We start from the raw sequence: 11,105 nt of genomic DNA, 5'->3' as shown, positions 1-11,105 counted from the left end.
GCCGGCCTCGAGCTGACTATCCGGCCCGCGTGAACTCCATGATCCAGTTTGACTCCCAGGTCTCTCCGCCGTCGATCGAGAACTCCTGCTCCCAGCGCGCCGACGTGGCGGTGATGTCCGACCAGATGAAGTGCACCTTGATCGGCTTGCCGTCGTAGGTGTCGTCTCCGTAGAAGTCGCCTCGGCCGCCGGTGAAGGTGCCCACGACGGGCGGGTAGAGCAGCCCGGTGCGGCCGCTCGCCCAGTACAGCGACCACTCCTTCCGCTCGAGGTCGAACAGCCGCAGGGTGAACCCACGCCAGCCCTGCGCCGTGAAGATGATCTCGTCGGTGTTGCCGCCGCCGTCGAGAATCGACCGGCTGACCGAGGTGGCGGGGAACACGTCCCAGTCGTCGCTGCCGTCGAACATGGTGGTGCGGCGCCGGTTGACCACGGTCCACGAGCCGATGAAGAAGTCGAAGTCGTTCATGCCGCCGATCTTGACGGGCTACCCCTGACAGCTTCTGTCAGTGGCCTGGCAGACTCTCGCGCATGCGCGCCAGCCGACTGTTGTCCCTCATGCTGCTGCTGCAGAACCGCGGCCGGATGAGCGCCGCACAACTCGCCGCGGAACTCGGCGTCACCGCCCGGACCGTCTACCGCGACGTCGAGGCACTCGCCTCCGCGGGCGTGCCGGTCTACGCCGAACAGGGTCCAACCGGTGGATACGAGCTGCTGGACGGCTACCGCACCCGGCTGACCGGGCTCACCGCCGACGAGGCGGAGTCACTGTTCCTCACCGGGATGGCCGGCCCGGCCGCCGAGCTCGGCTTCGGCGCACAGGTCGCCGCCGCCCAGCTCAAGCTGATGGCGGCACTACCGGTGCCGTACCGTGACGCGTCCCTGCGGATCCGCGAGCGCTTCCACCTGGACGCGCCCGGCTGGTATCGAGAGCCGGACGCGGTGCCACATCTGCTCGGCGCCGCCCAGGCGCTGTGGCAGGACCGGATGATCGAGATCGACTACCGGCGCTGGGCGCCCCGGCCGGGCGTGGTCACCCGCCGGGTGCATCCGCTCGGCCTGGTTCTCAAGGCCGGGGTCTGGTATCTGGTCGCCGCAGGGTCCGGCCCACCACGCACCTACCGGGTGTCGGCCATCACCGGGCTGCGGCCGCTGCCCGAGGCGGCCGAGCGCCCCGGCGATTTCGACCTGGCCGAGTTCTGGCGCGGCCACGTCGAACGATACGAGCAGGCCGACGACACCGAGGTCGCCGTGGTCAGCCTGTCCCCCGCAGGTTTGACGGCTCTGCCGGACGTGCTCGGCCCGAAGGCGGCGCGCCTGGCGTCGCGCACCCTCACTGACCCCGGCGCGGACGGGTGGCGGCGTGCCACGATCCCGCTGGAGAACGTGTCGCATGCGACCGCCTCACTGCTACGGCTGGGCGCGGAGGTCCGGGCTCTCGCGCCTGCCGAGCTGGTCACCCACCTGGCGGAGACGATCCGGGCGATGGCGCGGCTCTATCGGTCCAGCTGAGCAGGCGGCTCAGATGCGGGTCCTCGGTGCCGGCCGTGGTGCCCGGGTCGCCGAGGACCACCTCGCCGCCGGTGCCGTCGATGGTGATGAACGTTCCCTCCGGCACGGTCCGGTCGCCGGCGCGGACGCATCCGGCCGCGGCGTCGACGGTGAGCGCGGCCGCCGCGACCACGGCGGGTTTGCCCATGGACCGGGCGACCACGGCCGCGTGGCTGGTGGGCCCGCCCCGGCTGGTGACGATGCCGGTCGCGGCGGCGAGGCCGTGCATGTCCAGGGGTGAGGTGTGCGGGCGGACGAGCACGACCGGTCCGGCGGCGGCCATCCGGGCGGCGCTGTCGGCGGTGACCGCGATGCGGCCGGCCGCGACACCGGGGCTGGCACCCTGACCGCGGGCGAGCACGTCACCGGTCCGGATCCGCGGGGTACGCGCGGCGCGCAGGTCCCGCTCGCTGACCCGGTCCACCGCGGTACGCCGGTCGATGACCCGCTCGTCGGCGAGGTCCACGGCCACCCGGACGGCCGCCCGCCCGACCAGGCCGCCGGGCCGCACCTGCAGGAACCACAGCCGCCCCGACTCGTACGTGAACTCCACGTGGCACACGTCCCGGTAGTGCCGCTCCAGCCGCCGCAGCGCCGACGACAGCTCCGCCCACACCGCCGGCTCGCGCGAGGCCAGATCGGCCAGCGGCCGGGTGGCGTGTGCACCGCCCACCACGTCGGTGCCCGGCCGCCCGAACAGGACCTCACCGAACAGCTCCGGAGCTCCGCTGCTGGGATCGCGGCTGAACGCCACCCCGCTCCCGCTGCGCTGATCACGGTCACCGAACACCATGGCTTGCACGATCACCGCGGTGCCCAGGTCGTGCGGGATGCCGTGCAGCTCCCGGTAGGTCGTGGCACGCGGCGTGTGCCAGGACGCGAACACCGCCTCCACGGCCGCCCGGACCCGGTCCGGTGCGACATCGAGGACGGTGTCCATCATCCCGGGCATCGACACGGCGGCACCCGAGCGCACCGCCACACCGGGCGCGCCGAGCGAGGCCAGGGCCTCGTCGAGTCCGTCCGGGAACCGTCCGTCACGCAGGAACTGCCGGCACGCCGCGACGTCGATCACGAAGCCGGGCGGGACCGGCAGGCCGAGGCGGAGCAACTCGTTGAGGCCGTGCGCCTTGCCGCCGATGACGTCGGCGGGCTGAGCCGCCAGCCCGTCGAGCCGGTGGATGTGGCTCATCGCGGGATACCGAGGGTGGCCAGCAGATCCTCGTGCAGCTGGAACCACACGCTGTGATAGGAGTCGATCCGGTCGGCCAGGTACCCCAGGTCCCCGCCGCGGGCCCGGTCGAGCGCCTTCGTCAGGCGTACCCGATAGCGGTTGAAACGCGGCAGGGCCGCGCCGAGGTCGGCGCAAACGGCGCCGGCACGCCGGTCCAGGTCGGCGAACCGGCCGAAAACCAGGGCATCGTACGAGGCGTCCGCGTGATCGTTGGCCACGGCGACCCCGTCGGCGGTGCGCATGTGCCAGGCCGTGCTGAGGTCCAGCAGCTCCGGATTGAGAACCATGAAGTCCTGGTACGCCGAAGCGACCGCCTCGCGGGCACCGGCCCGGTCGAGCTCACCGGCCGTCCGCCGGGCGTCCTCGGCCCGGCCCACCTCGGTCAGCCCCCACCCGCCGAACTCGCGGGTGACGAACCCGTCGACCGCGAGATCGATCAGGTGCGACTCCACGTCGGCCTCGTCGAGTCCGCACGCGTCGGCGACCCGCGCCAGCTCGGCGTATCCGATGCAGCGCAGCGTGTGCAGAACCGTGTCCTGGCTCATCGCTCCCCCTCCGCGATCGCGGCCGCGTGTCCGGCGCCCCGCCCGCCGGCCCGGGCCACGATCACGCCGTTTCGGACGCGCACGGCGGCCTCGGTGTCGTCCGCCGCGTCCACGCCGGCCGCCGCGGCGAGGGCACCACCGTCGTCGAGGATCACGCGTACGGATGTTCCGGCCGGGCCGAAGACCCGCCGCAGCCCGGCGGCCAGGCCGGTGATCCGCAGCCGGACCAGCGCGCCCGCCTCGGCCGGGTCGCTGGTCACCGCGGCGATGGTGACCAGGTCGCCGGGGCGGGCGGCGCGGACCGCCTCCTCGCCCCCGCCGAGCCGGCGCGAGCCCAGGACGACGACGACCCCGTCGCCACCACAGCCGGCCGGCCCGTCGGTGAGCTCGTCGATCAGTCCGGCGGGCGGATTCCACGGCTCGTGGCAGGGCTGGGCCGGGTCGATGTACGGCAGATGCGGCGGATCCCAGCCGTCCGGCGCCTCCATGGCCGCCAGGTACCGGCAGGCGCGGACGACGTCGAACGCGTCGCCGAAGCCGGGAGCCGACTGGGCCAGGTGATCGGCCCCGTGCAGCAGCGTGAGGATCAGTTCGGCGAGGCGTACCCGCCGGGCCTCGCGGGGCCGGGACGTCTCCAGCCGCAACGCCAGCAGCAGGCTCTCCAGCTGGGTGAGGCCGGCCATGACGGCGCGGCCCGGCTCGTCGTCGAAGACCCCGGTCACCGACTGTGCCCGCAGCCGGGCACCGGCTGCGGTGTCTCCGGCCAGCGGCAGCCGCTCCAGCCAGATCCGGGCGAAGGCCTCGGCCGCCTCGGCGACGTCGCCGGGCGGCTCCGCGTTCGCCGCCACCGGCCGGTTCCGCGCGGAGTCGAGGAGGACCGCCAGGTAGAGGGACCGCTTGCTAGGGAAGTTGGAGTACACCGCGCCGCGGGTCAGCTCGGCCCGGTCAGCGATGCGATCGATCTTGGCGTCTGGGTAGCCGCGCTCGCCGAATTCGTGTGCGGCCGCGGCGAGCACGGCCGCGCGGGTACGCGCCTGCTGCTGGATACGGGTCAACCGGGGCACCGCGCCAGCATACTCACAACATCCAGATACTCAGAACATCTGAATCGTGGTTCACATCCGGCGGAGCACCGAGACCACCTTGCCGAGGATGACCGCCCGGTCCCCGTCGATCGGCTCGTACGCCGGGTTGCGCGGCTCGAGCACCACGTGACCGCCGCGCCGCCGGAACACCTTGACGGTCGCCTCCTCGTCGATCATCGCGGCCACGACGTCCCCGTTGTACGCCTCGTGCTGCTGCCGGACCACCACGATGTCCCCGTCGCAGATCGCCGCGTCGACCATCGAGTCGCCCTGCACCCGCAGGCAGAACAGGGTGCCCCGGCCGACCAGGTCGCGCGGCAGGTTGAGCAGTTCCCCGGTTTCCTCCTCGGCCAGGATGGGTGTGCCGGCGGCGATCGTGCCGACCACCGGCACGCCCACCGTCGACTCGCTGCCCGACTCACGGGTGGCCGGTTCCAGGTACATGCGCACGTCGATCGGCCGGGTGACGTTGCGCCCCCGGCGCAGGAACCCGAGGTCCTCCAGGACGCGCAGATGGCGGCTCACCGACGAGGCCGAGGCCAGGCCGACCGCGTCCCCGATCTCGCGGGTGGACGGCGCGTGGCCGTACCGCACCGCCCAGTCGCGGATCACGGTCAGGATCCGCCGCTGCCGCTCGGACAGTACGGACGTGTCGAGTTCCTCGGGCCAGCGCACCTGGCGGATCTTGCCAGACGGGTGGTCCCGGTCATCGCGGGGCGCGCCCGGACTGCGGCAGGATCACCCGGGTGAGTATTCGTGACCTTCTGCGCGGCCTGCCGGTCTTCGCCCGCCCGCTGCCGGCGTTCGACCCGGCCGGGGCGCCGGACGACCCGCACGATCTGTTCGCCGCCTGGTTCGCCGAGGCGGTCGGCGCCGGAGTGGTGGAACCGCACGCCATGACGCTGAGCACGGTGGACGCCGACGGCCTGCCGGACACCCGCGTGCTGCTGCTCAAGGAGTTCGACGGTCGCGGCTGGCAGTTCGCCACCGACGCGACGAGCGCGAAGGGCCGCCAGGTGGCCGCCAACCCGGCCGCCGCCCTCGGGTTCTACTGGCGTGAGCAGGGCCGGCAGGTACGCGTACGCGGCAGTGTCACCGCGCTGGACCGGGCGGCCGCGGACGGCGACTTCCTGGCCCGGCCGGTGGGCGCCCGGGTCGCCAGCCTGGCCAGCACGCAGAGCGCGGTGCTCGACGACCCGGCCGACCTGGAACGCGCCCTGGCCGCGGCCGGGCAGACCGTCGAGAACGACCCGGGCACGGTCTGTGCCGAGCACACCGTGTACGCCGTCACCGCGGTGAGCGTCGAGTTCTGGCAGGGCGACAAGGAACGCCGGCACATCCGCCTGCGCTACCGCCGCGACGGCGACGCCTGGGTCAGGGAGCGGCTCTGGCCCTGACCGCACCGCGCCACCGACGATCAGGTCTGGGGCAGCCCGAACGGCTTGACCACCTTCGTGGTCGGCGACGTCTGGAGCAGGATCTGCTGCGGGCCGGCGGCCGGGACCGGCAGCAGCTCGAATTGGAGCGCGTGTGCGCGTACCCCCGGGGTCAGATCCTCCGGGTCCCGCGCGACAAGCAGGCCGTCCCTGCCCAGCCGGCCGTAGACCGGCGTAGCCGGTGCGGCCGGGTCCATCGGCGAACCCGGCGGCGCGCCCGGCGGTGCCGCCCCGGCGTGCGTGCGGAATCTGGTGAAGTAGGCCCGCATGCCCGGGTCGTACTCGTAGATCGCCACCGCGACCCGGACCAGCACGTCGGCGCGGCCCGACTGCCGCAGGGCGGCCAGGGTCTGCGCCACCCCGATCTCGGCGTAGGCGAAGATCCGGATCGGGTCGCCGGGCACCGTCGACCAGGACAGGCTGCCGAGCACCGCGACGGCCGGGGTGAGCCGGACACCGGCGCCGGGTGACGGCTCGGCGGTCACGTCGGTGGGCACCGCCACCTTCAGTCCGGCCGGCACGATCGTGTCGCCGACGGCAAGGTCCAGCAGGTAGCCGGCCGGCCGGGTCTCGTCGGCCCGGAAGTCAAGAGCGTCGATCGGATCGCAATGTTCGCTGAATTCGGGCATACCCGCACGGTAGGACGCCACCCGGCTCAAGAGTGTCGGCTGATCTACATACGTGATTTGCTTGATCCATGAGTGACTGGAACACACAGATCATCGAGGAATTCCGCGCCAACGAGGGACGGGTGGGCGGCCCGTTCGCGGGCGCGCCGATGATCCTGGTGCATCACCGGGGTCGCAAGAGCGGGCGTGAGGTCGTCGCCCCGCTGATGTATCTGCCGCACGAGACCGATCCGGACATCATGTACGTCATCGCCTCCAAGGGCGGCGCGCCGACGCACCCGCAGTGGTACCACAACCTGCTCGCCGCCGGAGAGGCGACCGCCGAGGTGGGCACCGAGACGTTTCCGGTCACCGTGAAGGAGCTGACCGGCGACGATCGGGACCGGGCGTTCAACGAGCAGGCCCGCCGCTATCCGGGTTTCGCGGACTACGAGCGCAAGACCGCCGGCATCCGCGTCATCCCGGTGCTGGAGCTGACCCGGATCCGATGACTGTCCGGGTGGCGATGTGGTCGGGGCCGCGCAACATCTCGACCGCGATGATGCGCAGTTTCGAGTCGCGTGCCGACACCGTGGTGGTGGACGAGCCGCTCTACGCCCACTACCTGGCGGTGACCGGGATCGACCACCCCGGCCGGGACGCGATCCTGGCGTCGCAGCCCACCCGCTGGCAGGAGGTGGCGGCGGCCCTGACCGGGCCGCTGCCCGGCTCGCCGGCCGTGCAGTATCAGAAGCACATGGCCCACCACCTGCTGCCGGAGATCGGCCGGGACTGGCTCGGCGGGCTGACCCACGCGTTCCTGATCCGCGATCCGTCGCATGTGGTCACGTCCTACGCCCGGGTACGCGGCGAGCCCACCCTGGAAGATCTCGGCTACCCGCAGCAGGTGGAGATCTTCCGGGCCTTCGGCGGGCCGGTGGTGGACGCGGCGGACGTGCTACGCGATCCGGAAGGCACGTTGCGGCGGCTGTGCGCCGGTCTCGGCTTCGCCTTCGACCCGGCGATGCTCTCCTGGGCGCCGGGCCCGCGCGACAGCGACGGCGTGTGGGCACCTTTCTGGTACGCGGCGGTACGCGCTTCCACGGGCTTCGCCGCCTACGACCCGTCACCGGCCGACGTCCCGGAGCGCCTGCGGCCGCTGGTCGAGGCCGCACTCCCCTACTACGAGGAGCTCGCCGCGCGTCGGCTGTGAGCGTGGCGACCCCACCAGGTTGAGGACATTATGCGACCGGCGGTGCCGGCTGCGCAGCGATCCGCCGGGATCGCCGCAATCTTCCGCAGCCGGCCCGGCACAGAAGGAGAATGAGTAGGCCCTCCATCGTGCCGTCGCCGGATGACGCGGCGCAGGGTGCGGTGCGGGCGGTGATGGTCGTGATGGCGCGGAACAGGGATCCTGGCGGGAGCGAGCATGATGAGGCGTTCTTGTCGGCGGTGGTGAGGTCGACCGCGGACGCCATCGTCGGCTGCGACGCGCAGGGCCGGATCACGGCCTGGAATCCGGCGGCCGAGCGCATCTACGGCTACCGCTCTGACGAGGTTCGCCGCCGGCCGGTGACGATGATGTATCCCGCCGATGTCGCCGACCGTGACTGGCAGGTGTTCCAGAAAGCGCTGCGCGGTACCCCGACCGGTCAGTTACGGACGGTCCGGCTGCGCAAGGACGGCACCCGCGTCCCGGTCCGGATGTCGTTCGCCCCGATCGAGGGCGTGGACGGCTCGGTGCGCGGGGTCGTCAGCGTCGCACACGAACTCACCGACGAGATCCGGTCGGAAGCGCGGATGGCCGCGCTGCTGGAAGCCACCCCGGACGCGATCGTCGGTGTGGACCGGGACGGGCGCATCGTGTTCGCCAACCCCTCGTGCGAACGGCTGCTGGGCTATCGCCCGGACGAGCTGACCGGCCGGCACGCCCGGATCCTGTTCGCCGACGACGTACGCACCGAGATGATCGAGCTGCGCGAGCGCCTGTTCACCGATCCGGAACTGCGGGCGCGCGTCCACACGCTGGAGACCAGACTGCTGCGCAAGGACGGCACCGTCCTGCCGGGCGAGACGACGCTCAGCTGGCAGGAGGAACCGGAAGGACCGCTGATGATCGCGGCGACCCGGGACCTGTCCGAGCTGTACCGGGCCGAGTCGCGGCTGCGTGCGCTGATCGAGGCGGTGCCGGACGCGATCACCGGGGTCGACCGGCACGGCCGGATCGTGACGGCGAACCAGGGCACCGAGCGGCTGCTGGGGTATCCACGACAACAGTTGCTGGGCGTGCCGTACGCCCGGTTGTTGCCCGAGGAGGAGCGGGAGCGCCTCGCACAGTTCGTCGGCGCGGTGTTCGCGTCGCCGGAGCCCCGGTCCGTGGTCTACGCCGACGCGATCCGCGCCGACGGCACCCGGGTGCCCACCGAGAACACCGTGACGCGTTTCGACACTGGCAGTGAGCAGATTCTGCTCGTGGTCAGCCGGGACATCACCGACCGGGTGGCCGCGGAACAGGACCGGGCCCGGCTGGTCGAACAGGTGGAGCGGCAGCGAACCGAACAGGCGATCCTGCGGACCCAGCGGCTGGAAGCTCTCGGGCAGCTGGCCGGCGGCGTCGCCCACGACTTCAACAACCTGCTCGCGATCATCACCAACTACGCCGATCTGCTCGGCGAGGAGATGACCGACCTGGCCCGTACGGACCCGCGGCAGTGGCAGCCGTTCATCGACGACCTGGCCCGGATCCAGCAGGCGGCACAGCGCGGCGCGGTCCTCACCCAGCAGCTGCTGACGTTCAGCCGCCGCGACCTGAACCGGCCCGAGGTGCTGGCGCCCGCCACGGTCCTCGAGCGGCTGCTCCCGACGCTGCGCACCACCGTCAGCGAGAACAACGATCTACAGCTGGACGCGGGCGCCGAACTGTGGCCGGTGCTGCTCGATCCCGGCCAGCTCGAGCAGATCCTGGTGAACCTGACCGTGAACGCCCGCGACGCGATGCCCGGCGGCGGGCTGGTGCGGATCACCGCCGACAACTTCCAGCCCCCGGAGGCGGACCCGGTCTTCCATCCTGCCCCCGAACCGGGACGGCGTTACCTGCGGTTACGGGTGGCCGACACCGGTACCGGCATGACGGCCGACGTCGCCGCGCGCGCGTTCGAACCGTTCTTCACCACCAAGCCGAAGAGCTCCGGGGCGGGCCTGGGTCTGGCCGCCGTGTACGGCATCGTCGGGCAGGCGGGCGGCTGCCTGGCCATGGAAACGCAGCCGGGCGCCGGCACCACCATGACCGTGCTGCTCCCGGCCACCGATCAACCGCCGTCGGATCCGGCGGAACGCGCCGGCACCGGCCCGGACACCGAGATCGCGGATCTACCGGAGCAGCAGGTGGTGCTGCTCGTCGACGACGAGGAAGGAGTACGCGAGTCCACCGCCCGGGTGCTCACCCATCACGGCTACCGGGTCCTGACCGCGCACGACGGGCTGGCCGCACTCGCTGTCGCCGAGCAGCACCGCGATGAGATCGACGTGCTGCTCACCGACGTCATCATGCCCAGGATGCACGGCGGTGAACTGGCTCAGCGCGTCGCCGAGCTCATCCCGGGCATACAGATCATCTTCATGTCGGGGTACGCGGAGCCGCTGCTCGGTGCCGCGACCTCGGACTCGGCCGTCCCGTTGCTCGAGAAGCCGTTCACCATCACGAACCTCCTGCGGGCTCTGCGCACCGCCGCGCCCTAGAGCAACCGGACGCCGTGCGAAGCGGCGTACTCCCGGTAGATCTCGGCGATGCGGCTGGTCAGCGGGCCGACCTCGCCCGCGCCGATCGGGCGGCCGTCGATCACCGTGACGGCGGCGATCTCGCCCATGGTGCCGGTGCAGAACACCTCGTCGGCGGCGTACATCTCGGTCAATGACACGTCCCGGACCGCCGCCGGGATGGCGTGCGTGGCGGCCAGGTCCAGGACGGTCTGCCGGGTGATGCCCTCGGGGCACGCGGCCGTGGTCGGCGTGACCAGGCCGCCGCCGATCACCGCGAACAGGTGGGTGGCGTTGGTCTCCGCGACGAAACCACGCCGGTCCAGCATGAGCGCGTCGTCGGCGCCGGCGGCGTTCGCCTCGATCTTCGCCAGTATCGAGTTCAGCAGGTTGTTGTGGTGGATCTTCGGATCGAGCACGTCCGGGGCCGGGCGGCGCACGCTCGCCGTCGCCAGCCGCAGCCCGGTGGTGTCGTAGACCGGAGCCTTGTGCTCGGCGAGGACGATCAGCGTCGGCCCGGCCCGGTTGAGCCGCGGGTCCATGCCGCTGGTGACCTTCACCCCGCGGGTCAGGGTGAGCCGGATGTGCACGCCGTCGTACATCTCGTTGGCCCGCAGCGTGGCCGTGATCGCCTCGATGATCGCGTCGTCGGCGGGGATCTCGGTGAAACCGAGCGCGAGCGCGGATCGGCGCAACCGGGCCAGGTGCTCGGTGAGGCCGAAGATCGCACCCTGGTAGAGGCGCAGGCCCTCCCAGACGGCGTCACCGCCCTGCACCACCGAGTCGAACGGGGACAGGCCCGGCTGGTCGCGGTGCAGCAACCTGCCGTCGATCCAGTAGCGGATGCCGGCGTTGCGCTCGTCGTACTGCTGAAGCATCGCTCGATCATA

12 protein-coding genes are annotated in these 11,105 nt (G+C 72.0%); 5 read left to right on the top strand and 7 right to left on the bottom strand.

Features of this window, described 5'->3' with window-relative positions; genetic code table 11:
• Window positions 1-16: 16 nt before the first annotated feature.
• Window positions 17-469: a hypothetical protein gene (locus I4J89_RS23095; protein ID WP_196416132.1), complete on the bottom strand. Its 453-nt coding sequence runs from the start codon at window positions 467-469 to the stop codon at window positions 17-19.
• A 62-nt stretch (window positions 470-531) separates the two neighbouring features.
• Between I4J89_RS23095 and I4J89_RS23090 the strand changes: the two genes are divergently transcribed.
• The gene (locus I4J89_RS23090; protein ID WP_196416131.1) at window positions 532-1,512 is read left to right on the top strand and encodes a helix-turn-helix transcriptional regulator; all 981 of its coding nucleotides are present in this window, start codon (window positions 532-534) and stop codon (window positions 1,510-1,512) included.
• On the opposite strand, the gene I4J89_RS23085 is transcribed toward I4J89_RS23090, so the two are convergent.
• Genes I4J89_RS23085 through lexA form a run of 4 tightly spaced genes read right to left on the bottom strand, consistent with a single transcriptional unit; the run spans window position 1,457 to window position 5,090 of the window.
• Window positions 1,457-2,743: a PEP/pyruvate-binding domain-containing protein gene (locus I4J89_RS23085; RefSeq protein ID WP_196416130.1), complete on the bottom strand. Its 1,287-nt coding sequence runs from the start codon at window positions 2,741-2,743 to the stop codon at window positions 1,457-1,459. The two genes, I4J89_RS23090 and I4J89_RS23085, sit on opposite strands and share 56 nt — an antisense overlap.
• Complete coding sequence (locus I4J89_RS23080; protein WP_196416129.1) at window positions 2,740-3,330, bottom strand: transcriptional regulator; 591 nt, start codon at window positions 3,328-3,330, stop codon at window positions 2,740-2,742. The genes I4J89_RS23085 and I4J89_RS23080 overlap by 4 nt, the downstream gene beginning before the upstream one ends.
• Window positions 3,327-4,394, bottom strand: a complete 1,068-nt coding sequence (locus I4J89_RS23075; protein ID WP_196416128.1) for a TetR/AcrR family transcriptional regulator — start codon at window positions 4,392-4,394, stop codon at window positions 3,327-3,329. The genes I4J89_RS23080 and I4J89_RS23075 overlap by 4 nt, the downstream gene beginning before the upstream one ends.
• A 51-nt stretch (window positions 4,395-4,445) precedes the next feature.
• Window positions 4,446-5,090 carry a transcriptional repressor LexA gene (gene lexA / locus I4J89_RS23070; RefSeq protein WP_196416127.1) on the bottom strand — a complete coding sequence of 215 codons (645 nt, stop codon included), beginning with the start codon at window positions 5,088-5,090 and terminating at the stop codon, window positions 4,446-4,448.
• 71 nt (window positions 5,091-5,161) lie between these two features.
• Here lexA and I4J89_RS23065 point away from each other — a divergent pair, with 71 nt between their 5' ends.
• Entirely contained in the window at window positions 5,162-5,812 is a 651-nt protein-coding gene (locus I4J89_RS23065; RefSeq protein ID WP_196416126.1) for a pyridoxine/pyridoxamine 5'-phosphate oxidase, read from the top strand.
• A 20-nt stretch (window positions 5,813-5,832) separates the two neighbouring features.
• On the opposite strand, the gene I4J89_RS23060 is transcribed toward I4J89_RS23065, so the two are convergent.
• The gene (locus I4J89_RS23060; protein WP_196416125.1) at window positions 5,833-6,480 is read right to left on the bottom strand and encodes a hypothetical protein; all 648 of its coding nucleotides are present in this window, start codon (window positions 6,478-6,480) and stop codon (window positions 5,833-5,835) included.
• 68 nt (window positions 6,481-6,548) lie between these two features.
• Here I4J89_RS23060 and I4J89_RS23055 point away from each other — a divergent pair, with 68 nt between their 5' ends.
• The 3 genes from I4J89_RS23055 (at window position 6,549) to I4J89_RS23045 (ending at window position 10,197) form a co-directional block, all read left to right on the top strand.
• Entirely contained in the window at window positions 6,549-6,971 is a 423-nt protein-coding gene (locus I4J89_RS23055) for a nitroreductase family deazaflavin-dependent oxidoreductase (RefSeq protein ID WP_196416124.1), read from the top strand.
• Window positions 6,968-7,672, top strand: a complete 705-nt coding sequence (locus I4J89_RS23050) for a sulfotransferase-like domain-containing protein (RefSeq protein ID WP_196416123.1) — start codon at window positions 6,968-6,970, stop codon at window positions 7,670-7,672. Before I4J89_RS23055 ends, I4J89_RS23050 begins: the two co-directional genes overlap by 4 nt.
• Window positions 7,673-7,782: 110 nt before the next feature.
• Window positions 7,783-10,197: a PAS domain-containing hybrid sensor histidine kinase/response regulator gene (locus tag I4J89_RS23045; protein WP_196416122.1), complete on the top strand. Its 2,415-nt coding sequence runs from the start codon at window positions 7,783-7,785 to the stop codon at window positions 10,195-10,197.
• Here the strand turns inward: I4J89_RS23045 and I4J89_RS23040 are convergent.
• Window positions 10,194-11,093: an aminotransferase class IV gene (locus I4J89_RS23040; RefSeq protein WP_196416121.1), complete on the bottom strand. Its 900-nt coding sequence runs from the start codon at window positions 11,091-11,093 to the stop codon at window positions 10,194-10,196. The genes I4J89_RS23045 and I4J89_RS23040 overlap by 4 nt on opposite strands.
• Window positions 11,094-11,105: the final 12 nt, after the last annotated feature.

Source organism: Actinoplanes aureus (genome assembly GCF_015704865.1).
GTDB lineage: Bacteria > Actinomycetota > Actinomycetes > Mycobacteriales > Micromonosporaceae > Actinoplanes > Actinoplanes aureus.
The sequence above is the reverse complement of the archived record's forward strand: the minus strand, read 5'-3'. Positions and strand labels throughout refer to the sequence as shown.

Coding starts and splice junctions, on each gene's coding strand:
- I4J89_RS23090 (WP_196416131.1), top strand. CDS start 532: ATGCGCGCCAGCCGACTGTTGTCCCTCATGCTGCTGCTGCAGAACCGC.
- I4J89_RS23055 (WP_196416124.1), top strand. CDS start 6,549: ATGAGTGACTGGAACACACAGATCATCGAGGAATTCCGCGCCAACGAG.
- I4J89_RS23080 (WP_196416129.1), bottom strand. CDS start 3,330: ATGAGCCAGGACACGGTTCTGCACACGCTGCGCTGCATCGGATACGCC.
- I4J89_RS23085 (WP_196416130.1), bottom strand. CDS start 2,743: ATGAGCCACATCCACCGGCTCGACGGGCTGGCGGCTCAGCCCGCCGAC.
- I4J89_RS23045 (WP_196416122.1), top strand. CDS start 7,783: ATGAGTAGGCCCTCCATCGTGCCGTCGCCGGATGACGCGGCGCAGGGT.
- I4J89_RS23040 (WP_196416121.1), bottom strand. CDS start 11,093: ATGCTTCAGCAGTACGACGAGCGCAACGCCGGCATCCGCTACTGGATC.
- I4J89_RS23060 (WP_196416125.1), bottom strand. CDS start 6,480: ATGCCCGAATTCAGCGAACATTGCGATCCGATCGACGCTCTTGACTTC.
- I4J89_RS23095 (WP_196416132.1), bottom strand. CDS start 469: ATGAACGACTTCGACTTCTTCATCGGCTCGTGGACCGTGGTCAACCGG.
- I4J89_RS23050 (WP_196416123.1), top strand. CDS start 6,968: ATGACTGTCCGGGTGGCGATGTGGTCGGGGCCGCGCAACATCTCGACC.